The organism is Caballeronia sp. LZ008 (assembly GCF_031451435.1).
GTDB classification, from domain to species: domain Bacteria; phylum Pseudomonadota; class Gammaproteobacteria; order Burkholderiales; family Burkholderiaceae; genus Caballeronia; species Caballeronia zhejiangensis.
Genome location: NZ_JARUXK010000004.1, coordinates 17,075 through 42,305, shown reverse-complemented (window position 1 = coordinate 42,305; position 25,231 = coordinate 17,075). Strand labels below are relative to the sequence as shown.

Below are 25,231 nucleotides of genomic sequence, written 5' to 3'. Positions count from 1 at the left end.
GATGAGCCTCGCCGTGCGCTTTCAGGGCATCGAAAAGCAGTTCGGGCCGGTGCGCGTGCTGCACGGCGTCAGCTTCGATCTCGCGCCGGGCCGCATCTACGGATTGCTCGGCGAGAACGGCGCGGGCAAGTCCACGCTGATGAAGATTCTCGCGGGCTACGAGCGTGCGAACGCGGGCGAGCTTTTCGTCGATGAACGCGCGCGCGACTTCACGAGTTCGCGCGATGCCGAACATGCGGGCATCGTGCTGATCCATCAGGAATTGAATCTCGCGGATCATTTGAGCATCACGCAGAACATGTTCCTCGGGCACGAGCTGAAGAAAGGCTTCTTCCTCGATGAAGCCGCGATGCGCGACGATGCCCGCGCCGCGTTGAACGACGTCGGCCTGCACAAGAATCCCGATACGAAGGTGCGCGATCTGATCGTCGCGGAGAAGCAGCTCGTCGAGATCGCGAAGGCGATGTTGCGCAGCGCGCGCCTGCTCATCATGGACGAACCGACCGCGACGTTGACGCCATCGGAGACGCAGCGTCTCTTCGGCCTGATGGCGCGTCTGAAGGAAGCGGGCACGACCATCGTCTATATCTCGCACAAGCTCGACGAAGTGGAACGCGTGACCGACGAAGTGATCGTGATGCGCGATGGCCGCTTCGTCGCGCGCGCGCCGACCGACGAGCTGACGCGTCAGCAGATGGCCAATCTGATGGTCGGCCGCGAAGTCTCCGACATGTTCCCCGACAAGCCGCCGTTGTCCGACGACGCGCCGGTCGCGTTCGAAGTCGAAGGCGCCTCGGTGCCGGGCTGGGCCGACGGCATCGGCTTTTCGGTGCGCAAGGGCGAAGTGTTCGGCTTCGCGGGACTCGTCGGCGCGGGGCGCACGGAGCTGTTCGAAGCGCTCGTCGGCCTGCGTCCGCTCTGTGCGGGGCGCGTCGTCATCGACGGAAAAACGGTCAAGCTCAAAGGCCCGCGCGAAGCGATGCAGCAAGGCCTCACTTATCTGAGCGAAGACAGAAAGGGGCGCGGCCTTCACGTCGACATGGCGCTGAAAGACAATCTCACGATGATGACGCTGGAGCGCTACGCGCATCCGCTCATCGATACGCGCGCGGAACGCGAAGCCCTGAACGCGGCGGTGAAGGACTTCGGCATACGCACCGGCAACGCGTCGATACGCGCGCGCATGCTGTCGGGCGGCAATCAGCAGAAGCTCGCGCTCGCGAAGTTCCTGAATCCCGATCCGCGCGTGATCGTGCTCGACGAACCCACGCGCGGCGTCGATGTCGGCGCGAAACGCGATATCTATTTCCTGATTCATCGGCTGGCCGCGGAAGGCCGCGCGGTGATCGTGATCTCGTCCGAACTGATCGAGCTGATCGGCTTGTGTCATCGCGTCGCGGTGATGCGCGCGGGCGAACTCGTCGCGACACTCGGCATGGATCTTTTGACCGAAGAGAGGTTGATCGCGCATGCGACCGGCACACACTGAAGACACCGAAAGCGAGAGCCGTCTCTCCACCGTCGCGCGCTTCATGTTCGGCGTCGGGCCGCTCATCGGGCTGATCGCGCTGTGTATCGGCGGCACCTTGCTCAACGGCGATTTCGCCACCGTCGACAACGCGATGAACGTGCTCACGCGCACGTCGTTCATTGGCATCATCGCGGTGGGGATGACCTTCGTCATCATCTCGGGCGGCATCGATCTGTCGGTCGGTTCGATGGCCGCGCTCATCGCGGGCAGCATGATCTACATGATGAACGCGCTGATGCAGGGCTTTCACGGCCACGCGGTGCCGCCGCTTCTGATCATCGCGCTCGGCATCGTGCTCGCGCTCGTGCTCGGCGCGCTGTTCGGCTTCGCGCATGGCGTGCTCGTGACGAAAGGGCGCATCGAGCCGTTCATCGTCACGCTCGGCACGCTCGGCATATTTCGCGCGCTGCTCACATGGCTCGCGGATGGCGGCGCGCTCACGCTCGACAACTCGCTCGTCGATCTTTACGGGCCGGTTTATTACGCGAGTCTGCTGCATGTTCCGGTGCCGATCTGGGTGTTCGCGATCGTGGCGGCGGGCGGTGCGCTCGTGCTCAATCGCACGGTGTACGGGCGTCATGTGCAGGCGATCGGATCGAACGAACAGGTCGCGCGTTATGCGGCGATTCGCGTGGATCGTGTGAAGATCGTCACGTATGTGCTGCTCGGTTTATGCGTGGCCGTCGCGACGATTCTGTATGTGCCGCGCTTAGGCTCCGCCACGCCGACGACGGGCCTCCTGTGGGAACTCGAAGCGATCGCGTCCGTCGTGGTCGGCGGCACGGCGCTGAAGGGCGGCGAAGGGCGCGTGATCGGCACGGTCATCGGCGCGATTCTGCTTTCGGTCATCAACAACATTTTGAATCTCACGAGCATCATCAGCGTGTATCTGAATGCGGCGGTGCAGGGCGCCGTCATCATCCTCGTAGCATTCCTGCAGCGCGGTCGTCGTTGATAGTCTTAAAACAGGAGACATCGTCATGAAGAAAATGCTTCGCGCGCTCGGCGCGCTCACGTTGACGGCGAGCGCGTTCGCCGCTGCATCGTCGTCCGCATTCGCCGCCGACAAGGTCGTGCTGGGCGTCGCCATTCCGACCGCCGATCACGGCTTCACGGGCGGCATCGTGTGGTGGGCCAACGAAGCGAAGAAGGAACTGGAAAAGGCGCATCCCGACCTGAAGGTGATCGTGAAGACGGCGAGCACCGCGCCCGAGCAGGCGAACCAGTTGCAGGATTTGGTCACGGTCAACAAGATCAATGCGCTCGTGATCTTCCCGCAGGAATCGGCGTCGCTCACGCAACCGGTCGCGCAGGTCAAGAAGAAAGGCGTGTATGTGACGGTGGTCGATCGCGGCCTGACCGACACGAGCGCGCAGGACGCGTACGTCGCCGGCGACAACACCGCTTTCGGCAAGATTCCCGCCGAGTTTCTCGCGAAGCAGTTGAACGGCAAGGGCGATATCGTCGCGCTGCGCGGCATTCCGACGACACTCGACAACGAGCGCTGGAACGCCTTCGAAGGCGTGCTGAAGCAATATCCCGACATCAAGATTCTCGATGCGAAATACGCCAACTGGAATCGCGACGATGCGTTCAAGGTAATGCAGGACTATCTCACGCGCTTCAAGCATATCGACGCCGTGTGGGCCGCGGATGACGACATGATGGTCGGCGTGCTGAAGGCGATCGATCAGGCGAAGCGCACGGACATCAAGATCGTGTTCGGCGGTGCGGGATCGAAGGAAGCGGTGAAGCGCATCATGGACGGCGATGCGCGCGTGCCGGCCGATGTCTCGTATTCGCCGAAGTTCATCTACGACGCGATCAAGCTGACCGCCGACGCGCGCCTGAAGGGCGACAAGCTGCCGCCGACGACGATCATCCCGTCGGTGCTCATCACGAAGGACAACGCTAAGCAGTTCTATTTCCCGAACTCGCCGTTCTGATGCGCGAAGGCCGTTCATCCGGCCTTCTTTTTGTGGAGGCGAAAGATGAAAATCATCAAAGGCCCGGCGATATTTCTCGCACAGTTCATGGGCGATCAGGCGCCGTTCGATACGCTCGCGAATCTCGCGTCGTGGGCGGCGTCGCTCGGTTACAAGGGCATACAGGTGCCTGCCGATCCGCGTCTGATCGATCTGGAGAAGGCCGCAGCGAGCGATGCGTATTGCGATGAGATTCGCCGCACCGTCGACGATGCGGGCGTCGCGATCACCGAGTTGTCGACGCATCTGCAAGGGCAACTGGTCGCCGTGCATCCCGCATACGACACGCTGTTCGATGGCTTCGCCGCGCCGCATGTGCGGGGCGATCCGGCCGCGCGGACCGAATGGGCGATCGCGCAAATGAAGCTCGCGGCGGCGGCGTCGAAGCGTCTCGGCTTGAACGCGCACGTGACGTTTTCGGGCGCGCTCGCGTGGCCGTATGTGTATCCGTGGCCGCAGCGTCCGGCGGGTCTCGTCGAAGCCGCGTTCGAAGAGCTTGCGAACCGCTGGCGTCCGATTCTCGACGAGTTCGATCGCGCGGGCATCGACGTGTGTTACGAGCTTCATCCTGGCGAAGACCTGCATGACGGCGTGACGTTCGAGCGTTTTCTCGCGGCGGTGGACGATCATCCGCGCGCGAACATCCTGTTCGATCCGAGCCACTTCATGTTGCAGCAGCTCGACTACCTTGCGTTCATCGACATCTATCACGCGCGCATCAAGGCGTTTCACGTAAAGGACGCCGAGTTCCGGCCGAGCGGGAAACAGGGCGTGTACGGCGGCTATTCCGGATGGGTCGATCGCGCCGGCCGCTTCCGTTCGCTGGGCGATGGCCAGATCGACTTCAAGGCGATCTTCTCGAAGATGGCGCAATACGATTTCGGCGGCTGGGCCGTGCTCGAATGGGAATGCGCGCTGAAGCATCCGGAAGACGGCGCGCGCGAAGGTGCGGTGTTCATCCGCGATCACATCATCCGCGTGGCCGAGCGCGCCTTCGATGACTTCGCAGGCAGCGGCGCGAGCCGCGAGCAGATGCGCGGCGTGCTCGGCATCGATTCCGGAGACAAGCGATGAATCGCGTGCGGTTGGGGATGGTCGGCGGCGGCGAGGGCGCGTTCATCGGCGCGGTGCATCGCATTGCGGCACGGCTCGACGATCGGTATGAACTCGTCGCGGGCGCGTTGTCGTCGGATGCGCGGCGCGCGGCATCGAGCGCCGCGGCGATCGGGCTCGCGCGCAGCTACGACGATTTTCGCGAGATGGCGCGCATCGAGGCTGGACGCTCGGACGGCATCGAGGCGGTCGCGATCGTCACGCCGAATCATCTGCATGCGCCGATCGCGACCGCTTTTCTCGAAGCGGGCATTCACGTGATTTGCGACAAGCCGCTCGCCGTTTCGCTCGATGAAGGCGAGGCGCTGGCGAAGCTCGCGCGCGAGAAGGATCGCGTGTTCGCGGTGACTTATACCTACACGGGTTATCCGCTCGTGCGGCATGCGCGCGGAATGGTACAGCGCGGCTTGCTCGGCGACATTCGCGTGGTGCAGATCGAGTATGCGCAGGACTGGCTGTCTCTTCCTGTCGAGACGCAGGCGAACCGGCAGGCCGTATGGCGCACCGATCCCGCGCTCGCTGGACCGGCGGGATGTCTCGGCGATATCGGCACGCACGCGTATCAGCTTGCGGAATACGTGACGGGGATGCGGCCGTCCGAGCTTGCCGCCGATGTGACGACGTTCGTGCCGAATCGTCGTGTCGACGATCATGTGCAGGCGATGTTGCGCTACGAGAACGGCGCGCGTGGCATGTTGTGGGCGAGTCAGGTCGCGGCCGGCGAGGAGAACGCGTTGCGATTGCGCGTGTATGGGACGAAGGCGGGCATTGCGTTCGATCAACAGAAGCCGAACGAATTGTGGTTCACGCCGATAGGCGGCGCGTCGGAGCGCATCACGCGCGGGCGAGTGCAAAGTCCTGAAGCGCTGCACGCGACGCGCGTGCCGGCGGGACATCCGGAAGGGTATCTGGAAGCGTTCGCGCAGGTTTATACGGATGCGGCGGCGTGTATCGCGAGCGGGACGACGCAGGGGGATGACTGGCTGACGACCGTCGAGGATGGGGTCGCGGGGTTGCGGTTCGTGGAGGCGGTGTTGAGGAGTGGGGGGCGGAATGGCGAGTGGGTGGGGCTGAAGAATTAGTCGAATACCCACTTTCTTCGCCTTCAGCCGAAATGCGCGCCAAACGCTCGATTGCGAATCGAAGGTTTCGCAGCTTGGCTGCAAGAAAAAACGCGGCTTCCAAAGGAAGCCGCGTCTCATGCTCTCGATCTGTTCAGTCAGATCCTCACGCCCAATTCGCGTGAAAACTCCCTTCCTTATCCGTGCGTTCGAACGTATGCGCGCCGAAGAAATCGCGCTGCGCCTGCACCAGGTTCGCGGGCAACCTCTCCGACCTATACGCATCGAAGTAAGCAATCGCCGACGAGAACGCCGGCACCGGAATCCCCGCCTTCACGGCCGCCACGACGACATCGCGCAGCGCTTCCTGATACTTCGCCGCGATATCGCTGAAATACGGATCGAGCAACAGATTCGCGAGGTCGGGCTTCGCAGCATAAGCATCGGTGATCTTCTGCAAAAAGCGCGCGCGGATGATGCAGCCCGCCCGGAAAATCTTCGCGATCTCGCCGTAATGCAGATCCCACTTGTACTCTTCCGACGCCGCGCGCAACTGCGCAAAACCTTGCGCATACGAGACGATCTTCGACAGATACAGCGCACGCCGCACCGACTCGACGAACGCCGCGCGATCGCCGTCGAACTTCGGCGTCGGGCCCGCCAGCACCTTGCTCGCCGCCACACGCTGCGTCTTCAGCGACGACAGCACGCGCGCAAACACCGCTTCCGTAATCAAAGGCAGCGGCGCGCCGAGGTCCAGCGCGTTCTGGCTCGTCCACTTGCCCGTGCCCTTTTGCGCGGCGCGGTCGAGAATCACATCGACGAGATCCTTGCCGGTTTCCTCGTCCTTCTTCGAGAAAATCTTCGACGTGATTTCGATCAGGTAACTGTCCAGTTCGCCCTGATTCCACTCAACATACACCTTGCCCAGCTCTTCGTTCGACAGACCCGCGACGCGCTTGAGCACGTCATAGCTCTCGGCGATCAACTGCATGTCGCCGTATTCGATGCCGTTGTGCACCATCTTCACGAAATGGCCCGCGCCGTCCGGGCCCATGTAAGCGACGCACGGCTCGCCGTCCGGCGCCTTCGCGGCGATTTCCGTGAGGATCGGCGCGACGAGTTCGTACGCTTCCTTCTGTCCGCCCGGCATGATCGACGGGCCTTTGAGCGCGCCTTCCTCGCCGCCCGACACGCCCGTGCCGATGAAATGCAGCCCCGACTTCGCGAGATCCTGATTGCGGCGGATCGTGTCGGTGAAATGCGTGTTGCCGCCGTCGATGAGAATGTCGCCCTTTTCCAGCAGCGGACGCAGCGAAGCGATGGTCTCGTCGGTGCCGGCGCCGGCCTTCACCATCATCAGAATGCGGCGCGGCTTTTCGAGCGACTCGACGAACTCTTCGAGCGTGTAGGTCGGCACGAGCTTCTTGTCGGGATGTTCGGCAATCAGTTCGTCGGTTTTGGCGCGGCTGCGGTTGAATACCGAAACGGCGTGGCCGCGGCTCTCGATGTTCAAGGCCAGGTTGCGGCCCATGACGGCGAGGCCTACCACGCCGATAGCTTGCTTGCTCATTGCTTGATCTCCGAATGACCGAAGCGTCGCGCGGCTCGTGGCGCGCGGCTTCGGGATGAAAGCGTGTCGATGGGGCGGCGCCCGCGCGAGAGAGATCGTCTCCGGTTCCGACCGGCGGCGCGATGGGCCGCGCCGATGTCCGATCGTTTTGCGCGAGCGCAGACCGCCCGAATTTACCACTTTGAGACGCATCCGGCAGGGGCCGCGCCGTCCGATCGAGCGCCAAAAGCATCGCCGTCATAGAATGGACGCCCGCAACGAGCACGCCGCGAAGGCCATCCGAAACATGCCGCCCGCCCGGCGCGCGCGCAGCCATCATTACTCCGTCTACGTCGTCGAACTGTCCGGAACGGTCTGGAACGAAGCGCGTTTCCGTCGCGCGAATCCGGATTACGTGATCGGCATGCCGTTCGTCTACGTGGGCATGACGGGCATCGATCCCGACGTGCGCTTCGACAAGCACAAGGCCGGCATCCAGTCGAATCGCTATGTCCGCGAATACGGACTGCGGCTCCTGCCGCAACTGTATGAGATGTACAACCCGATGCCCTACGACGGCGCGCGCGACATGGAAGTGGAACTGGCGATCGGCTTGCGCGAAGCGGGCTATGGCGTCTGGCAGGCGTGAACGATTCATACAGCGAAAAGGAGCGAGACATGCGGATTCTGGTAGTGGGCGCGGGGGCCATCGGCGGATATTTCGGTGCACGGCTGCTCGAAGCGGGCACCGACGTGACCTTTCTCGTGCGCGAGCGCCGCGCCGAGCGGCTGCGTCAGTGCGGCCTGAAAGTGAAGAGCCCGGAAGGCGATCTCGCGTTCGCCTGTCCGCCGATGGTGCTCGCGAAAGACATCGACGGCCCTTACGATCTCGTGCTCCTGAGCTGCAAGGCCTACGACCTGCAAGGCGCGATCGATTCCTTCGCGCCCGCCGTCGGTCCCGATACCGCGATCCTGCCGCTCCTGAACGGCATGGGCCATCTCGACGCGCTCGACGCGCGCTTCGATCCCGCGAACGTGCTCGGCGGCCAATGCGTGATCGCCGCGACGCTCGACGCCGAAGGCGAGATCGTGCATCTGAACAACATGCATTCGATGACTATCGGCGAGCGCACGGGCGGCCGCTCGGCGCGCATCGACGCAATCGCCGCGCAACTCGACGGCGCGGGCTTCGATTTAAACGTGAGCGAAGACATCCTTCAGTCGATGTGGGACAAGTGGGTGTTCCTCGCCACGCTCGCGACCGGCACCTGCCTGATGCGCGCGCCCATCGGCGATATTCTCGCGGCGCCGGGCGGCGAGGCGCTGCTGTTCCGGCTCTTCGACGAATGCTGCGGCATCGCCGGCGACAACGCGCACGCACCGGGCGAGGCGGTCGTCACGCGCGCGCGGGCGTTTTTCTCGGAGCGCGGCTCGCCGATGACCGCATCGATGCTGCGCGATCTCGAGAACGGCGCGCCGATCGAGGCGGATCACATCGTCGGCGATCTGCTGTCGCGGCGGCGCACGCAAATCGCCGGGCTGTCGGCGCTGGCGGTCGCGTACGCGCATCTGAAAGCCTACGAAGCGCGCCGGGCACGCGCGTGAGCGTCATGTCCCGCGACGGCCACGCGCCACGGCCGACGGTCGCCGAAATCTTCATCGGCTTTCTGACGCTCGGGCTGACGGCGTTCGGCGGCGCGCTGCCGCTCGCGCGGCGCGAGATCGTCGAGCGCCGCAAATGGCTCGACGCCGAGGCGTTCACCGATCTCCTCGGCCTCTGTCAGTTCCTGCCGGGCGGCAACGTGATCAATCTGTCGGTGGCAATCGGCATGCGCTTTCGCGGCGTGCCGGGCGCGCTCGCGGGCTTGCTGGGCCTGCTTGTCGGACCGTCGCTCATCGTGATCGGGCTCGGCGTGATCTATCAGCGCACGCATCAGGACCCGCGCATCGCGCATCTGTTCGCGGGACTCGCGGCGGCCGCGGCGGGCCTGCTCATCGCGATGGCGGCGAAGATCATGTGGCCGCTGCGCCGGAAGCCGGAAGCGGCGATGGTCGCGCTTCTGATGTTCGCGTCAATAGCGATCCTGCGCACGCCGCTCCTGCCGACGATGCTCGTCTTCACGCCGATTTCGGTGCTGATCGCGTGGAAAGTCCGCCGATGAAAAACGATCTGCTTTCGCTCGCGGCGATCTTCAGTCAGCTCTCGCTGCTCGCGTTCGGCGGCGGCAATTCGATCCTGCCGGAAATGCAGCGTCAGGTCGTGCAGGTTCACGAATGGATGTCGAAGGCCGATTTCTCCGCGCTCTTCGCGCTCGCGCAGGCCGCGCCCGGCCCGAACATGATGGTCGTCACGCTGATCGGCTGGCATGTCGCCGGCTGGCCCGGCGTGCTGGTGACGTCGATCGCGAAGTTCGGGCCGTCGTCGCTCGTGACGATCGCCGCGATGCACGCGTGGGAGCGCTTCAAGGATCGCCCGTGGCGGCGCTTCATCCAGCTCGGGCTCGTGCCGATCACGGCCGGGCTCGTCGCGGCGAGCGCGCTGCTGATCGCCGAGGCATCCGATGGAACCTGGACGCTCGCGGCCATCACGGCGCTCGTCGCGCTCGTCTCGTACCGGACGAAGCTGCATCCGCTGTGGCTGCTCGCGGGCGGCGCGCTCATCGGGCTGACGGGCTTCGGCCAGTAAGATCGGGCAAGTTTTCTGCTGGCTTCATCGACAACAAAAGACAAGGAAGCACGCCATGAGCATGAACATCGAATACGCGAAGACCGCACCGGATCGCACGGAAATCGACGCGCTCACCGGCCCGACGGTCGTCGAGTTCGGCACCGACTGGTGCGGTTTCTGCCGTGCCGCGCAACCGTTGATCGCGCAGGCATTTCAGGATCATCGCGCGGTGCAGCACATCAAGATCGAGGATGGCAGCGGCCGCCCGCTCGGACGTTCGTTTCGCGTAAAGCTCTGGCCGACGCTCGTCTTCATGCTCGGCGGCAAGGAAGTCGCGCGCCTCGTGCGCCCCGGCGACGTCTCCGAAATTCGTGACGCGCTCGCGCTCATCGACGAGCCGCTCGCGCAGTAAGCCACGACCGAGGGTTATTCCTCGGTCCACTTCCATCGTAAAAATTTGTATGATGACCCGATGACCTGACGAGGCGCATCGAGTCGCATGTTCGAGAAAATTCCGCCGCGCGCGTTGAGCGACACCGTCGCGCAACAATTGCAAAAGCTGATCGAGAACGGCAGTTTCGCCGCGACCGGCAAGCTGCCGACCGAAGCGGTGCTCGCGCAGGAATTCGGCGTGAGCCGCACGGTCATTCGCGAAGCCATCTCGCGGCTGAAGAACGAAGGCATGGTCGAGCCGCGTCAGGGCAGCGGCGTATTCATCGTCGAGCGCGCGGGGATTCGGCCGTTGCGCATCGATTATGCGCAGGCGGTCGAGCCCGGCGCGGTCGTGCAGATTCTCGCGCTGCGCCGGGCGATCGAGGCCGAAGTGGCATCCGAAGCCGCGCAGCGGCGTACCGACGAACAACTCGCCGCCATCGATGACGCGCTCGCATCCATCGATGAAGCCGTGCGCGATGGCCGCGACGGCGTCGCCGAGGACGTCGCGTTCCATCGGGAAATCGCCAACGCGACCGGCAATCCGTACTTCCTGAAAACCCTCACGTTTCTGAACCAGTACCTGGAAGCGGGCACGCTCGTTACGCGCGGCAACGAGGCGCTGCGCGAGGACTTCATGCGTCAGGTGCGCGAGGAGCACGCGGCGATCGTCGAGGCGATCCGCGCGCGCGAGCCCGACGCCGCGCGCCACGCCGCGCAGACGCATCTCATCAACGCCGCGCGCCGACTGGCGGAAGCGGGCATCTGTTAAGGAATTTGCGATGACACGAAACGTCGGAGTGATCGGTTTGGGCGCAATGGGCATGGGCGTCGCGCGCTCGTTGCTGCGGGCGGGCTTCGCCGTGCATGCGTGCGACGTGCGCCAGCCGGTGCTCGATGCGTTCGCGGCCGAAGGCGGCATCGCGTGCGCGTCGCCGGCCGAGTTGGGCGGCAAGTGCGCGGTCGTGCTGACGGTCGTCGTCAATGCGGCGCAGACCGAAGCCGTGCTGTTCGGCGAAACCGGCGCGGTCGAAGCGATGAAACCCGGCGGCGTCGTGCTCGCGTGCGCGACGGTATCGCCGCAATTCGCCGCCGATCTCGGCAAGCGCATCGGCGAGAAGGGCGTGCACATGCTCGACGCGCCCTTGTCCGGCGGCGCGGCGAAAGCCAGCTCCGGCGAAATGACGATGATGACCTCCGGCCCCGCCGACGCCTACGCCGCCTGCGAGGACGTACTCGACGCGATCGCGGGCAAGGTCTATCGGCTCGGCGACGCCCACGGCGCGGGCTCGAAGGTGAAGATCATCAATCAGTTGCTGGCGGGCGTGCATATCGCGGCGGCGGCCGAAGCGATGGCGCTCGGTCTGCGCGAAGGCGTCGATCCGGATGCGCTTTACGACGTCATCACCCACAGCGCGGGCAATTCGTGGATGTTCGAGAATCGCGTGCCGCACATTCTTTCGGGCGATTACACACCGCTTTCCGCCGTCGATATTTTCGTTAAGGACTTGGGCCTCGTGCTCGACACGGCGCGCACGTCGAAATTTCCGTTGCCGCTGTCGGCGGCGGCGCATCAGATGTTCATGATGGCGTCCACGGCCGGACACGGCGGCGAGGACGATTCCGCGGTCATCAAGATTTTTCCGGGCATCGACATTCCGAAGGGAGCGAAGCAATGACGCAAGCGGCGCAGGCACTGCTCGGCTGTATCGCCGACGATTTCACCGGCGCGACCGATCTCGCCAACATGCTCGTGCGCGGCGGCATGCGCACGGTGCAGACCATCGGCGTGCCGGAAGCGAGCGCGCGGATCGAGGCGGACGCGATCGTCGTCGCGCTGAAGTCGCGCACGATTCCCGCCGACGACGCCATGCGCCAGTCGCTCGATGCGCTCGAATGGCTGCGCGCGCAGGGCTGCCGCCAGTTCTTCTTCAAGTATTGCTCGACGTTCGATTCGACCGACAAGGGCAACATCGGCCCGGTCGCGGACGCGTTGCTCGACGCGCTGAAGGACGATTTCACGATTGCGTGCCCGGCGTTTCCCGAGAATGGGCGCACGATTTTTCGCGGCAACCTGTTCGTCGGCGATGTGTTGCTGAACGAATCGGGCATGGAGAATCATCCGCTCACGCCGATGACCGACCCGAACCTCGTGCGCGTCTTGCAGCGTCAGACGAAATCGAAGGTCGGGCTCATTCGTTACGACACGATTGCGAAGGGGGCGGACGCGATCCGCGCGCGCATCGATGAATTGAAGAAAGACGGCGTGCGCCTCGCGATCGCGGATGCCGTTTCGGACGAGGACTTGTACGTGCTCGGCGACGCATGCCGCGATCTGAAGCTGATTACGGGCGGCTCGGGCATCGCGCTTGGATTGCCGCAGAATTTCCGCGCGGCGAGTCTGCTGGCGCACGCGGAGCACGCCGCCGATTTGCCGACGATCGAGGGCAAAGCGGTGGTGCTGGCGGGGAGTGCATCGAAGGCGACGAACGCGCAGGTTGCGCACTGGCGCGAATCGAAGCCGGCGTTTCGCGTCGATCCGATGGCGTTGTCGCGCGGCGAGCCGGTCGTGCAGAGCGCGGTCGAATTCGCGCGCCAGCACGACGAGCCGGTGCTGATTTACGCGACGTCATCGCCGGAAGAAGTGAAGGCGGTGCAGAAGGAACTGGGCGTCGAGAAGGCGGGACATCTGGTGGAAGACGCGCTTGCGTCGATAGCCCGGACGTTGCGCGATGACGGCTGCGCCAAATTCGTCGTGGCGGGCGGCGAAACGTCGGGCGCGGTGGTGCAGGCGCTGGACGTGCGTTCGTTGCGCATCGGGCCGCAGATCGATCCGGGCGTGCCGGCGACGCAATCGATCGGCGCGGATGGAAGCGGGGCGCTGGGCCTGGCGCTCAAGTCCGGCAATTTCGGCACGACCGATTTCTTTGAAAAGGCGTTGAAGGCACTGTGATGGCATCGAACGAGAACGCTATTCGCGAAGAGATCTGCGTGACGGGCGGAAGCCTGTACGAGCGCCGATATACGGTGGGCAGCGCGGGCAACATCAGCGCGCGGCTCGACGATGGCTGGTTGATCACGCCGACGGATGCGTGCCTGGGCCGCCTCGATCCGAACGATATTGCGAAGGTGGATGCGCGAGGCAATCACGTATCGGGCGGACGTCCGTCGAAGACGTTGGCGCTGCATCGCCGGATCTACGAAAACGATGCGAACGCGCGCGGCGTGGTGCATACGCATTCGACGCATCTGGTGGCGCTGACGTTGGCGGGCGTGTGGAAGAACGACGATGTATTGCCGCCGATCACGCCGTACTACGTGATGAAGGTGGGCCATGTTCCGCTGATAGCGTACCGCCGACCGGGCGACGAGTCGGTGGCGGAGGAAGTGGCGGCGTTGGCGTCGCGGGTGAGGGCGGTGTTGCTGGAGCGGTTGGGGCCGGTGGTGTGGGAGAAGTCTGTGTCGCACGCGAGCTATGCGTTGGAGGAGTTGGAGGAGACGGCGCGGCTGTATCTATCGACGATGCCGCGCCCGGAGCCGTTGGCGGAAGAAGCGATAGAGGAATTGAAGAAGACGTTCGGCGCGCGCTGGTAACACACAGCCGACTGACCGATCGGCCGCGAAGCGGGCTGGAGCCATTTCGTGCTGAACGAGCGCGCGAAACGGACTAGCTGGTCGGACCGTGCGCGAGCCAGGCCCGATGGGGCCTATGAGGGCACTCTTTAGGCGAGTGCCACGGTGGACGAGAGTACTACCCAAATTGCGTGTGACCGCGGGCCTGAAAAGCTGCTTTCTTTGCTTACTTTCTTTGCAGCAGCAAAGAAAGTAAGTGCCGCCCCGCACAGGGGCAACGCGAATAGACCGACTCGAACACAGGATTCCATGGAAGCAAGCGCATTCGAAACCGGAACAGACGGAGCACAAGCAAATGCCAAGATTCGCAGCAAACCTGACGATGATGTACCCCGAGCACGCTTTCCTGGACCGCTTCGCCGCAGCGGCGAAGGATGGTTTCAAGGCGGTGGAATTCCTGTTCCCTTACGACTTTGAAGCGAATGAAATCAAGCAGCGCTTAACGGACAATGGCTTGACGCAGGCGTTGTTCAACGCCCCGCCGGGCGACTGGGCGAAGGGCGAACGCGGCATCGCCTCGTTAGCGGGCCGCGAGGAAGAGTTCAAGCAGAGCGTCGCAAAGGGACTCGAATACACCGCCGTGCTGGGCAACGAGAAACTGCACGTCATGGCCGGCCTGATCGCGAAAGATCAGAACAGAGAGCAACATCGCGCGGTGTATCTGAAGAACCTCGAATACGCGGCAAAAGAAGCGCAGAAAGCGGGCATAACGATCGTGATCGAGCCGATCAACACCCGCGACATACCCGGTTTCTTCCTGAACCGCCAAGACGAAGCACAGCAAATCTGCGATGAGATCAATGCGCCGAATTTAAAGGTGCAATTCGACATCTATCACTGCCAGATCGTGGAAGGCGACATCGCGATGAAGCTTAAGCGCGACATGAAGCGCACGAATGCGGGCATCGGCCATATCCAGATTGCGGGCGTGCCGGAGCGCCACGAACCGGGCATCGGCGAATTGAACTATCCGTATCTCTTCGAACTGATCGATTCGCTTGGCTACGAGGGCTTCATCGGCTGCGAATACAAACCGAAGGCCGGCACGTCGGAAGGTCTCGGCTGGCTCAAACCTTATCTGTAAAAACGGAAGCGACCACATGAAGATACTCATCACGGGCGGCGCGGGCTTCATCGGTCAGCGACTCGCAAAGCGGCTGCTCGCGCGCAACGAGCTCAATGGCAAGCCGATCACGGAACTGGTGCTGCTCGACGTAGCGCGTCCGCAAGACGACAGCCTGCTGAACGACAAACGCGTGCGCGCCGAAACTGGCGACATCTCCGACCCGGCGGTGCTGCAACGCCACGTCGACACGGGGACGGAAGCCATCTTCCATCTCGCTGCGATCGTGAGCGGCCAGGCCGAAGCGGATTTCGATCTCGGCATGAAGATCAACCTCGACGCGTCGCGCGCGCTGCTCGAAGTGTGCCGCGCGGCGGGCCACAAGCCGCGCGTCGTGTTCACGAGTTCGGTCGCGGTGTACGGCGGCGCGCTGCCCGACGTCGTGCAGGACGACACCGCGCTGAATCCGCAATCGTCGTACGGAACGCAAAAGGCGATCGCCGAGCTGCTGCTCTCCGATTACGCGCGGCGCGGTTTCGTCGATGGCCGCGTGCTGCGCCTGCCGACGATCAGCGTGCGCCCCGGCAAGCCCAACGCGGCGGCGTCGTCGTTCGCGAGCGGCATCATCCGCGAGCCGCTGAACGGCGAGCGTTCGACGTGTCCCGTCGATGGCGAAACGCGTCTGTGGCTGCTGTCGCCGAAAAGCGCGGTCGAGGCGCTGATCGCCGGCTGCGAAATCGAGCGCGAAAAGCTCGGCTTGCGGCCAGTCATCAATCTGCCGGGGCTGTCGGTCAGCGTGAACGAGATGGTCGCGGCGCTGCGCGAAGTGGCGGGCGACGAAGTCGTGCAGCGCATCGACTGGCAGCGCGACGAACGCATCGAGAAGATCGTGTGCAGCTGGCCGGGCGCGTGGAATACGGCGCGCGCGGAGCAACTCGGCCTGTCGGGCGATAAAAATTTCGCCGACGTGATCCGCGCCTATATCGCCGACGACCTCGCCTGAATCCCACTCTCCGGGCATCGCGCGCGCGATGCCCGCGTCCCGCGCGCCTGTCATGCTTACGATCGCGTTTCCGGGCTACACTTATCTCTTAAATGTGACGAACGTCGGCCCGGCGCCGCGCGTATCGCGTTGAACCACGAGCGGCCGCAAGCGCTCGTATCTCTCTCGCTTTCGTGCCTTGCGTGCCTAACGTGCTCCGTGCGCCTTCGCAGCGCCGTTCGCGGCGCGCGTCCCGTCGTCCCGTGAACAGACCATTCCCGCGCGGGAGATTCCCATGTTGTTGCATCAGCTAGTCGATCGATTCGGCCCGGCGATCGTGTTCGTCAACGTGATGGGCTCGGCGCTCGGGCTGCCCGTGCCCGCCATGCCGACGATGATCGTCGTCGGCGCATCCATCGCGCTGATGGCGGTCGACGGCGGCGCATTCTGGCCGCCGCTCGTGGGCGTGCTGTGCGTCGCGGTGGCGGGCGGCGTGCTCGGCGATCTCGTCTGGTTCCAGGGCGGGCGCAAGTATGGCGACAAAACGCTCAAGACCATCTGCAAGCTCTCGCTTTCGCGCGATACCTGCGTGAAGAAGACCGAACGCTTCTTCGGGCGCTGGGGCGTACGCATCCTGCTCGTCGCGAAGTTCATCCCCGGTCTTTCGCTCGTCTCCGTGCCGCTCGCGGGCGCGATGGGCGTGAAGCTGCGCAGCTTCATCGCGCACGACGGCGCGGGCATCGCGCTGTGGGGCGCGGTCGGGCTGACGGTCGGCGTCATCTTCGCGGCGCAGTTGGAGATGGTCTTCGCGATGATCTCGCAGCTCGGGCGGCAGGCGGTGGCGGTCGTCGCGGTGCTGCTCGCGATCTACGTCACGTACCGCTGGTGGCGCCGCCGCGCGCTCATGGCGACGCTGGAAAAAGCGCGCATCAGCGTGGACGAGCTGTATGCCCTCATGAACGACGAGCCGCTGCCCGTAATCTTCGACATCCGTTCGCCCGAAAAACGCATGCTCGATCCCGAAGCGATTCCCGGCTCGATGTTCGCCGACGAACGCGATCTCGCGAAGATCATCGAGAGCTACGACAAGTCGCGCAAGGTCGTCATCTATTGCTCGTGTCCGAACGAAGTGTCGGCTGCGTGGATGGCGAAGACCATGCGTAACGCGGGTTTTCGCGACGTCGTGCCGCTCACGGGCGGGCTCGACGCGTGGCGGCTCGCCGGTTTTCACGTCGCGACGCTGACCGAGTTCGGCGAGCTCGCGGCGTCGTCGCCCGAGGAAGTCGCGGAAATGGCGGCGATGTGCCCGTGGCCCGTCAAGTCGTCGGTATCGGGATCGGCGTCGGCATCGCCCGCGGGCACCGCATCCCTGCATGAAGCTGGTTTTCCACACGGAGATCGCGCATGAGTACCACGCCGTTCAACGAGTCCTCTCAGGACATGCCGAATGTCGTCGCATGGAGCGCGCGCGAGCCGATGGAGAGTCCGAATCCGAACGTGGTGCCGACGCCCGCCGCCGCATCCTCGACGAGCGACGACAACGCGCCCTTCTCGCCGCTCGAAAGCCGCGTGCACCAGATGTTCCCGCGCCTCACCGATAACGAGATCGAGCGCATGAGCCGCTTCGGCACGCCGGCGCACTATCGCGCGGGCGAGTGGATTTTCCGCGTCGGCGAAACCGGGCGCGGCATGGTGATCGTCCTGAAGGGCGCGGTGCGCGTGACGCGGCGCGATGCGCTCGGCATCGAGCACATCGTGCGCGAGCACGGCGAGGGGCATTTTCTCGCGGAAGTGGCGCAACTCTCGGGCAAGCCGTGTCTCGTCGACGGCATGGCGGTCGGCGAAGTGGATGGCATCGTGATTCCGCCGGAGCGTCTGCGGGCGCTGCTCGTCGCCGAAGCGGAACTGGGCGAGCGCATCATGCGCGCGCTGATCCTGCGGCGCGTCGGCCTCATCGAAAAGGGCAGCGGACCGGTGCTGCTCGGCCCGTCCGACGACGGCCGTCTCGTGTCGCTGCAAGGCTTCCTGCGCCGGAATGGTTATCCGCACACGGTGATCGACGCCTGCACCGACCCCGATGCGATCTCGCTGCTCGAACGCATTTCGGCATCGACGGCCGATTTCCCGCTCGTCATCTGCCCGGACGGCACCGTGTTGCGCGCGCCCGATGAAAATCAGGTCGCGACGCAGCTCGGCTGGCTGCCGGAGTTCGATCCCGCGCATGTCTACGATGTCGCCGTCGTCGGCGCGGGTCCGGCCGGTCTCGCGACGGCGGTGTACGCGGCGTCGGAAGGTCTGTCGGTCGCGGTGTTCGATTGCCGCGCGCCGGGCGGGCAGGCGGGCGCGAGCTCGCGCATCGAGAACTATCTCGGCTTTCCGACCGGCATCTCGGGTCAGGCGCTCGCCGGTCGCGCGTTCGTGCAGGCGCAGAAGTTCGGCGCGCATATCGCGATTCCGACGAAGATCAAGGCGCTGCATTGCGACTGCAATCCGATCCAGATCGAACTACAGAACGGCACGCGCGTGACGACGCAGACGGTCGTGATCGCTTCGGGTGCGGCGTATCGGCGGCCGGACATCGCGGGGCTCGATCGGTATGAAGGGCACGGCACGTATTACTGGGCGTCGCCGGTCGAGGCGAAGCTCTGCAAGAACGCGGAAGTCGTGCTCGTCGGCGGCGGCAATTCGGCGGGACAGGCCGTCGTCTATCTCGCGACGCATGCGAAGCACGTCCATGTGCTGATTCGCGGCGCGGGGCTGTCGTCGAGCATGTCGCACTATCTGGTCGAGCGCATCGGCTCGCTGCCGAACGTCACGGTGCGAACGCATACGCAGATCACCTCGCTCGACGGCGACGGCCGCGCGCTCACCGCGGTCAATTGCAAGTCGCCGGATGGGCCGCTCACGATCGAGTCGCGGCATCTGTTCCTCTTCACCGGCGCGGACCCGAATACCGACTGGTTGCGCAACTGCAACGTGAACGTCGACGGGAAAGGCTTCGTGCTGACTGGACCGGAGGCCCACGAAGGGCGCACGGAAGGCGTCATGGCGCTGGAAACCAGCGTGCCGGGCGTGTTCGCTATCGGCGACGTGCGCTCGAGTTCGACGAAACGCGTCGCGGCGGCGGTCGGCGAAGGCGCTGCGGTCGTCGCGCAGATTCACGGCTTGCTCGCGAAGCGCGAAGCTTTGAGCGTGCCCGTGGCGTGAAACGCGCATCACGCTCCGGACGATAAAAACGGCCACTCGACAGTGGCCGTTTTTATTTTCGAATATCACGCGACTCACGCGACATTCCGACTCAGTTGCAAAAGACTGTCTAAAGCCGCGCCAGTATTGACGCTCTGGGCGCTCATTATTGAGCTTCGAGAAATTTGATCCTCGGCGTTCAATCATTTCATCGTGTTCCAATTCGCGCTGCCTATAATCAGTTCGAAGTTCTGTCGAATTTGAACCGCACTGATTTTCAGTGGCATTAAGAATCGAATAATCGCGCGAACGGAGAATTCAATTATTTCGAATTACTTATGAGTTCGTGCGTTTAAACCAATCGAACCGATCCATTTAATTCAACGAAGAAGAGGAGTATGCCGTGACGCAAAAACATTTCCGCGCCGAACCTTTCGATCTGGCTTTCGAGCCGAAACACACGGCGCTCGTCATGATCGACATGCAACGCGATTTCGTCGAACCCGGCGGATTCGGCGAAGCGCTGGGCAACGACGTGTCGTTCGTGCGCACCGCGATCGAACCGTGCAAGCGCGTGCTGGCCGCGGCGCGCGACGCCGGCATGCTCGTCATTCATACGCGGGAAGGCCATCGCGCCGACCTGACGGATTGCCCGCCGGCCAAACTCACGCGCGGCGGCAAGACTTTCATCGGCTCCGACGGTCCGATGGGCCGCATCCTCGTGCGTGGCGAGAAGGGCCACGACCTGATTCCGGAACTGTATCCGGTCGCGGGCGAGCCGGTCATCGACAAGCCGGGCAAGGGCGCGTTCTATGAAACCGACCTGCATCTCATCCTGAAGAATCACGATATCCGCACGCTGATCGTGTGCGGCGTGACGACCGAAGTGTGCGTGACGACGACCGTGCGCGAGGCCAACGATCGCGGCTTCGAATGCATCGTGCCGCAGGATTGCGTCGGTTCGTACTTCCCCGAGTTCCAGAAGTACGCGCTCGAGATGATCAAGGCGCAAGGCGCGATCTTCGGCTGGGTCAGCGACGCCGGCGCGGTCATCGAAGCGCTGCGCGGCTAAGGCGCGCTGAGCCTGCGCATGAGTCCGATCACGCTACGCGGCCTGAGCATCGGCTATCTGGCGCGGCCGGGCTTGTCGCGCACCGGGGATTTCGCGGTGCACAGCAGTTTCAGGCACGCGCTCAATCTCGTCGCGCAGACGGGCGACTGGTTCACGCTCGTCGATGCCGCGTGCGAGAACCTGTCGTGCGGCGCGCGCGTGAGCGCGCCGCCGGATTGGGACTGGCGCGACCATGCGCGGCCTGGCGAGCGCGTCCCGTTTTCCAATGGCCGTCTGACCGGCGCGACGTGGCAGGTCGATCTGACCGGCGCGGCGTGCTGGCAGCCCGCGCTGCAAAGCGGAACCGGCGTGCGGATGTCGCCGGATGCGTTGTCGGCGCGGCATGAGCGCGTCGCGGCGCGGCTTGCGGCGCACTGCGCGCGGCACGCCGTGGCAGGCGCGCTGCAGTGGCTGCCGGGCTGGCCGGCGCACGCGCGCGCCGTCAGGCTGAGTCCACACGATGACCCCGCCACGCTCGCTGCCACGGTTCACGCGCTCGTCGGCCTCGGCGGCGGTCTCACGCCCGACGGCGACGATTATCTGCTCGGCTATCTCGCGGCGATTTGGGCCGCGCGCGGCGATCCGCAAATCGACGCGCACCGGCATGTCTTGTCGACCGAGCTGCGCGCGAATCTGCATCGCACGAACGATATCAGCCGCCATTACCTGCAACTCGCGCTCGACGGACATTTCAACGAACCGGTCGATCGATTTATCGCGATTGCATCGGCGGCGGACGAAAGCGCGGATATCGAACATGCCGCCGATGCCGTGATGCGCTGGGGCGCGTCGTCCGGCGTGGATTGTCTCGGCGGCATTTTGCACGGCATGCGCGCATGGCGAGAAACGATTCCAATGCGCGAAGCGAAATCATTATTCCCGGAATCGGCTTGAAGCATTTGCGATTCTGTTTTCAAGAAACCGCGAATCGCATTTAAAGAACGGAGAGGTGCAATGGCCATCAAAATCGAAATATTCAAAAATCTGTATCAGGATTCGGTTTCCCTGATGCAGATTTCGGCGCATATCGGCAAGCTGCCGGGCGTCGAGCAGGCGTCCGTCGTCATGGGGACGCCGGCCAATCTCGTGCAGCTCGCCGACGCCGGACTCGGCGACGACGCGAAAGCAAGCCCGAACGATCTCGTCATCGCGGTGCGCGGCGACGAAGCCGCTTGCGAAGAAGCGCTCGGTCTCGCTCGCGAACGCCTGAGCGCGCGCGCGTCGACATCCGACACGCAGACGCGCGAAGCGCTCAAGGCCACCAGTCTCGCGATGGTCTGCGACGACGAACCCGCGTCGAACCTCGCGCTCATCTCGGTGCCGGGCGATTACGCGGCCGCCGAAGCCATCAAGGCGCTGCAGCTCGGCATGAACGTCATGCTCTTCAGCGACAACGTCAGCATGGCGCACGAAAAGGCCATCAAGACGCTCGCGCGCGAAAAGCGCCTCATCGTCATGGGCCCCGACTGCGGCACGGCCATCGTCAACGGCATGCCGCTCGGCTTCGCCAACGTGGTGCGGCGCGGCGGCATCGGCGTCGTGGGCGCATCGGGCACGGGGCTGCAGGAAGTCACCTGCCGTATCGACCAGCTCGGCGCGGGCATTTCGCAGGCGCTCGGCACGGGCGGACACGATCTGCATGAGGACATCGGCGGCATTTCGATGCAGTTCGGCCTCGACGCGCTCGCCGAAGATCCCGACACGCGCGTGATCGTGCTGATCTCCAAGCCGCCCGCACGCGCGGTTGCGGAGCGCATTCTGGAGAGCGCGCGCAAGGCGGGCAAGCCCGTCGTCGTGAATTTTCTCGGCGCTTCCGAAGACGAGATGCGCGCGCCGGGCCTCACGCCCGCGCACACGCTCGCCGATGCCGCGCAGTTCGCCGTCGCGTTGCTGAACGGCGCGCCGCTGCCCGCGAGCGCCGCGCGCGTGGAAGCCAACGACGAAGCGACGCTCGTCAAGCGGAGCGAAACGCTCGGCGCGGGCCGCAAGTTCATTCGCGGCGTGTTCGCGGGCGGCACGTTCTGCTACGAGAGCCAACTGCTCTGCAAGGCGGAAGGTTTCATGGCGAGCTCGAACACGCCGGTGAAAGGCAACGCGAAGCTCGCGGATATCTGGAAGAGCGAGGGCCACACGATCGTCGACATGGGCGACGACGATTTCACGCGCGGCCGTCCGCATCCGATGATCGACCCGACCCTGCGCGACGAACGCGTGCGCGCCGAGATGCTCGATCCCGCAACTGCCGTCGTGCTGTTCGATCTCGTGCTCGGTTACGGCGCGGCGGACGAACCGGCGCAAGGGCTCATCGCATTGCTGGCGCAATTGCCGCGCGAAAACGCGCCGCTGTTGATCGCGCATGTGTGCGGCACGGAATCCGATCCGCAAGTCAGAAGCCGTCAGATCGACGCATTGCGCGAGGCAGGCGTTCTCGTCGCCGGATGCAACGCCGAGGCCGCGCTGTGGGCGAGCCGCGTCGCGCGTCTGCAGGCGCGACGCCACGCGTAAAAAGGAGCAAAAGAATGAACCGATTGTTTGGTCAGCCACTAAAAGTGGTGAACTGCGGGCTCACGAGCTTCGCCGACAACCTGCGTCTCGCGGGCGGCGAAGTCAGTCACGTCAACTGGCAGCCGCCCGCTCTCGGCGATGTCGCCGCGGGCCTCGATCTCGCGTGGCTGATGCGTCATCCGCTCGTCGAGCAGGCGAACGACATTGCATTCGCGCGTTATCTCGAAGCGCAGCCGGTGTTGAAAGACATCGCTACGGCATCCGAAGCAATCAGCGCGATGAGCGCGCGCAAGCTGATTCTCCACTCCGGTCCGCCGATCGCGTGGGAGAACATGTGCGGGCCGGTGAAGGGCGCGATCATCGGCGCGGTGATGCTCGAAGGCTGGGCCGCCGATCACGCCGCCGCCGAACGCCTGATTCTCGACGGCAAGGTCGATCTCGAGCCGTGTCACCACCATCAGGCCGTCGGTCCGATGGCGGGCATCATCAGTCCGTCGATGCCGCTTTTCGTCGTCGAGAACAAGGCGAACGGGCATCGCACGTACAGCAATCTGAACGAAGGTCTCGGCAAGGTGCTGCGCTTCGGCGCGAACAGCACGGAAGTGCTCGACCGTCTGCGCTGGATGAAAGCGACGCTCGCGCCCGCGCTGAAGGCCGCGCTCGCGGTGTCCGGCGAGATCGAGCTGAAGCCGCTGATGGCGCAGGCGCTGCATATGGGCGATGAAGTCCACAACCGCAACAGCGCGGCGACGGGCCTCTTCATCAAGCGCATCGTGCCCGCGCTGCTCGGCACGCAACTGCCGCTCGCGCAGATTCGCGAAGCGAGCGCGGCGATCATCGCCAACGATCACTTCTTCCTCAACATCTCGATGGCCGCGTGCAAGGCCATGATGGACGCGTGCGCCAACGTGCCTTTCAGCTCGATGGTCTCGGTGATGGCGCGCAACGGCGTGAACTTCGGCATCCGTCTGTCGGGCACCGGCGACCGCTGGTTCCAGGCGAAGGCGAATCCGGTCGAGGGCCTGTTCTTTCCGGGCTATGGCGTCGATGACGCAGCCGCCGATCTCGGCGACAGCGCGATCACCGAAACGGCCGGCGTGGGCGGTTTCGCGATGGCGTCGTCGCCCGCGATCGTGAAGTTCGTCGGCGGCACGCCCGCCGATGCGACCGCGAACAGCCGCCGCATGCAGGCCATCACGCTCGGCGGCAATCCGGCGTTCACGCTGCCCGCGCTCAACTTCGCGCCGACCGCCGCGGGCATCGATGCGCGCAAGGTGGCCGACCGCGGCATTTTGCCCGTCATCAATACGGGCATCGCTCACAAGCAAGCAGGCGTCGGGCAGATCGGCGCAGGCATCACGACCGCGCCGATGGAGTGCTTCGTCGAAGCCATTCGCGCGCTCGCCGAGACCGTCAAACAACACAGCGGACAAGCATCATGACAGTTCGAAAACCTCTGGCAGTCGTCGCCGTGGGCGGCAACGCGCTGATTCGCGACGATCGTCATCTGAGCATTCCCGATCAATACGAAGCGGTGACGGAGAGCGCGACACATATCGCCGACATGATCGCGGCGGGATGGAACGTCGTGCTCACGCACGGCAACGGGCCGCAAGTCGGCTTCATCTTGCGGCGTTCCGAGCTCGCGTCTCAGGAAGTCGCGCCCGTGCCGCTCGACTACGCGGTGGGCGATACGCAGGGCGCGATCGGCTACATGTTCCAGAAGGCGCTGACCAACGAGCTGCACCGTCGCGGCATCGAACGGCGCGTCGTTGCGCTCGTGACGCAGACGCGCGTCAGCGCCGACGATCCCGCGTTCGAGAAGCCGGCCAAGCCGGTCGGCGCATTCTTCGACGAAGCGACCGCGAAGAAGCGCCAGGAAGAGCTCGGCTGGACCTTGATGGAAGACGCGGGACGCGGCTGGCGGCGCACGGTGCCGTCGCCGGAGCCGCTTGAAATCATCGAGCGCGATGTCATCGCGAGCCTGCTCGCGCAAGGCTGCGTGGTGATCGCGTGCGGCGGCGGCGGCATTCCGGTGGTGCGCAAGAACGGCAAGCTGTCCGGCGTCGAGGCGGTCATCGACAAGGACCTCGCATCGGCGCTGCTCGCGCAGCAACTGAAAGCGGATCTGCTGCTGATTCCGACCGGCGTCGAACAGGTCGCGGTGAACTTCGGCACGCCCGAGCAGCGCTGGCTCGACACGATGAGCGTGAGCGAAGCGCGCGAGCTGATCGCGCAGGGTCAGTTCGGCGCGGGCAGCATGCTGCCGAAAGTGGAGGCGATTCTGCGCTTCGTGTCGCACATTGAACCGGACGGCCACGCGGGCGAAGGGCTCATCACGAGTCCGGCGGCGATCAGGCCCGCGCTCGAACGGCGCACGGGTACGTGGATCACGCCGTAACGCGCATA

24 protein-coding genes are annotated in these 25,231 nt (G+C 64.5%); 23 read left to right on the top strand and 1 reads right to left on the bottom strand.

Features of this window, described 5'->3' with window-relative positions; all coding sequences use genetic code 11:
* The first annotated feature begins 1 nt into the window (after position 1).
* From QCE49_RS24945 to QCE49_RS24925, 5 genes are read left to right on the top strand one after another with little or no spacing between them, the layout of a single operon-like run.
* Positions 2-1,489 carry a sugar ABC transporter ATP-binding protein gene (locus QCE49_RS24945; protein ID WP_250436332.1) on the top strand — a complete coding sequence of 496 codons (1,488 nt, stop codon included), beginning with the start codon at positions 2-4 and terminating at the stop codon, positions 1,487-1,489.
* Positions 1,470-2,486, top strand: coding sequence for an ABC transporter permease (locus QCE49_RS24940; protein ID WP_008354108.1), 1,017 nt, complete (start codon positions 1,470-1,472; stop codon positions 2,484-2,486). The genes QCE49_RS24945 and QCE49_RS24940 overlap by 20 nt, the downstream gene beginning before the upstream one ends.
* Positions 2,487-2,511: 25 nt before the next feature.
* Positions 2,512-3,477: a substrate-binding domain-containing protein gene (locus QCE49_RS24935; protein WP_175982940.1), complete on the top strand. Its 966-nt coding sequence runs from the start codon at positions 2,512-2,514 to the stop codon at positions 3,475-3,477.
* Positions 3,478-3,522: 45 nt separating this feature from the next.
* Positions 3,523-4,590: a sugar phosphate isomerase/epimerase gene (locus tag QCE49_RS24930; protein ID WP_250459159.1), complete on the top strand. Its 1,068-nt coding sequence runs from the start codon at positions 3,523-3,525 to the stop codon at positions 4,588-4,590.
* Complete coding sequence (locus QCE49_RS24925) at positions 4,587-5,711, top strand: Gfo/Idh/MocA family protein (protein WP_175982941.1); 1,125 nt, start codon at positions 4,587-4,589, stop codon at positions 5,709-5,711. The genes QCE49_RS24930 and QCE49_RS24925 overlap by 4 nt, the downstream gene beginning before the upstream one ends.
* A gap of 145 nt (positions 5,712-5,856) precedes the next feature.
* On the opposite strand, the gene gndA is transcribed toward QCE49_RS24925, so the two are convergent.
* Complete coding sequence (gndA, locus tag QCE49_RS24920; protein ID WP_008354103.1) at positions 5,857-7,263, bottom strand: NADP-dependent phosphogluconate dehydrogenase; 1,407 nt, start codon at positions 7,261-7,263, stop codon at positions 5,857-5,859.
* 286 nt (positions 7,264-7,549) lie between these two features.
* Here gndA and QCE49_RS24915 point away from each other — a divergent pair, with 286 nt between their 5' ends.
* The 18 genes from QCE49_RS24915 (at position 7,550) to arcC (ending at position 25,223) form a co-directional block, all read left to right on the top strand.
* A complete protein-coding gene (locus tag QCE49_RS24915; protein WP_033536684.1) occupies positions 7,550-7,891 on the top strand; it encodes a hypothetical protein in 342 nt (113 codons plus the stop codon).
* Positions 7,892-7,920: 29 nt separating this feature from the next.
* On the top strand, positions 7,921-8,847 hold the full coding sequence (gene panE, locus QCE49_RS24910; protein ID WP_250459157.1) for a 2-dehydropantoate 2-reductase: 927 nt from the start codon (positions 7,921-7,923) through the stop codon (positions 8,845-8,847).
* 5 nt (positions 8,848-8,852) lie between these two features.
* The gene (locus QCE49_RS24905) at positions 8,853-9,404 is read left to right on the top strand and encodes a chromate transporter (protein ID WP_250459200.1); all 552 of its coding nucleotides are present in this window, start codon (positions 8,853-8,855) and stop codon (positions 9,402-9,404) included.
* Complete coding sequence (locus QCE49_RS24900) at positions 9,401-9,928, top strand: chromate transporter (RefSeq protein WP_175982943.1); 528 nt, start codon at positions 9,401-9,403, stop codon at positions 9,926-9,928. Before QCE49_RS24905 ends, QCE49_RS24900 begins: the two co-directional genes overlap by 4 nt.
* Positions 9,929-9,983: 55 nt before the next feature.
* Complete coding sequence (locus QCE49_RS24895; protein ID WP_008354098.1) at positions 9,984-10,322, top strand: thioredoxin family protein; 339 nt, start codon at positions 9,984-9,986, stop codon at positions 10,320-10,322.
* Positions 10,323-10,409: 87 nt separating this feature from the next.
* Complete coding sequence (locus QCE49_RS24890; protein ID WP_250459155.1) at positions 10,410-11,114, top strand: FadR/GntR family transcriptional regulator; 705 nt, start codon at positions 10,410-10,412, stop codon at positions 11,112-11,114.
* A 10-nt stretch (positions 11,115-11,124) separates the two neighbouring features.
* Entirely contained in the window at positions 11,125-12,021 is an 897-nt protein-coding gene (ltnD, locus tag QCE49_RS24885) for an L-threonate dehydrogenase (protein WP_008354095.1), read from the top strand.
* A complete protein-coding gene (gene otnK / locus QCE49_RS24880; RefSeq protein ID WP_250459153.1) occupies positions 12,018-13,295 on the top strand; it encodes a 3-oxo-tetronate kinase in 1,278 nt (425 codons plus the stop codon). Before ltnD ends, otnK begins: the two co-directional genes overlap by 4 nt.
* Entirely contained in the window at positions 13,295-13,936 is a 642-nt protein-coding gene (locus tag QCE49_RS24875; RefSeq protein WP_250436338.1) for an aldolase, read from the top strand. Before otnK ends, QCE49_RS24875 begins: the two co-directional genes overlap by 1 nt.
* A 334-nt stretch (positions 13,937-14,270) precedes the next feature.
* On the top strand, positions 14,271-15,059 hold the full coding sequence (otnI, locus tag QCE49_RS24870; RefSeq protein ID WP_250459151.1) for a 2-oxo-tetronate isomerase: 789 nt from the start codon (positions 14,271-14,273) through the stop codon (positions 15,057-15,059).
* A 16-nt stretch (positions 15,060-15,075) separates the two neighbouring features.
* Positions 15,076-16,041, top strand: a complete 966-nt coding sequence (gene denD / locus QCE49_RS24865) for a D-erythronate dehydrogenase (protein WP_008354091.1) — start codon at positions 15,076-15,078, stop codon at positions 16,039-16,041.
* Between the two features lie 274 nt (positions 16,042-16,315).
* Positions 16,316-17,428 (top strand): DedA family protein/thiosulfate sulfurtransferase GlpE, encoded by a 1,113-nt coding sequence (locus QCE49_RS24860; RefSeq protein WP_008354090.1) that lies wholly within the window; start codon positions 16,316-16,318, stop codon positions 17,426-17,428.
* Between the two features lie 32 nt (positions 17,429-17,460).
* The gene (locus QCE49_RS24855; protein WP_372492631.1) at positions 17,461-19,227 is read left to right on the top strand and encodes an FAD-dependent oxidoreductase; all 1,767 of its coding nucleotides are present in this window, start codon (positions 17,461-17,463) and stop codon (positions 19,225-19,227) included.
* A 382-nt stretch (positions 19,228-19,609) separates the two neighbouring features.
* The gene (locus QCE49_RS24850; protein WP_250436340.1) at positions 19,610-20,278 is read left to right on the top strand and encodes a cysteine hydrolase; all 669 of its coding nucleotides are present in this window, start codon (positions 19,610-19,612) and stop codon (positions 20,276-20,278) included.
* Between the two features lie 18 nt (positions 20,279-20,296).
* Positions 20,297-21,211 carry a DUF2877 domain-containing protein gene (locus tag QCE49_RS24845; RefSeq protein WP_250459149.1) on the top strand — a complete coding sequence of 305 codons (915 nt, stop codon included), beginning with the start codon at positions 20,297-20,299 and terminating at the stop codon, positions 21,209-21,211.
* A 60-nt stretch (positions 21,212-21,271) separates the two neighbouring features.
* Positions 21,272-22,822 carry an acyl-CoA synthetase FdrA gene (gene fdrA, locus QCE49_RS24840; protein ID WP_250459147.1) on the top strand — a complete coding sequence of 517 codons (1,551 nt, stop codon included), beginning with the start codon at positions 21,272-21,274 and terminating at the stop codon, positions 22,820-22,822.
* Between the two features lie 14 nt (positions 22,823-22,836).
* Positions 22,837-24,264 (top strand): DUF1116 domain-containing protein, encoded by a 1,428-nt coding sequence (locus QCE49_RS24835; protein WP_250459145.1) that lies wholly within the window; start codon positions 22,837-22,839, stop codon positions 24,262-24,264.
* Positions 24,261-25,223 (top strand): carbamate kinase, encoded by a 963-nt coding sequence (gene arcC, locus QCE49_RS24830; protein WP_033536053.1) that lies wholly within the window; start codon positions 24,261-24,263, stop codon positions 25,221-25,223. The genes QCE49_RS24835 and arcC overlap by 4 nt, the downstream gene beginning before the upstream one ends.
* Positions 25,224-25,231 lie beyond the last annotated feature (8 nt).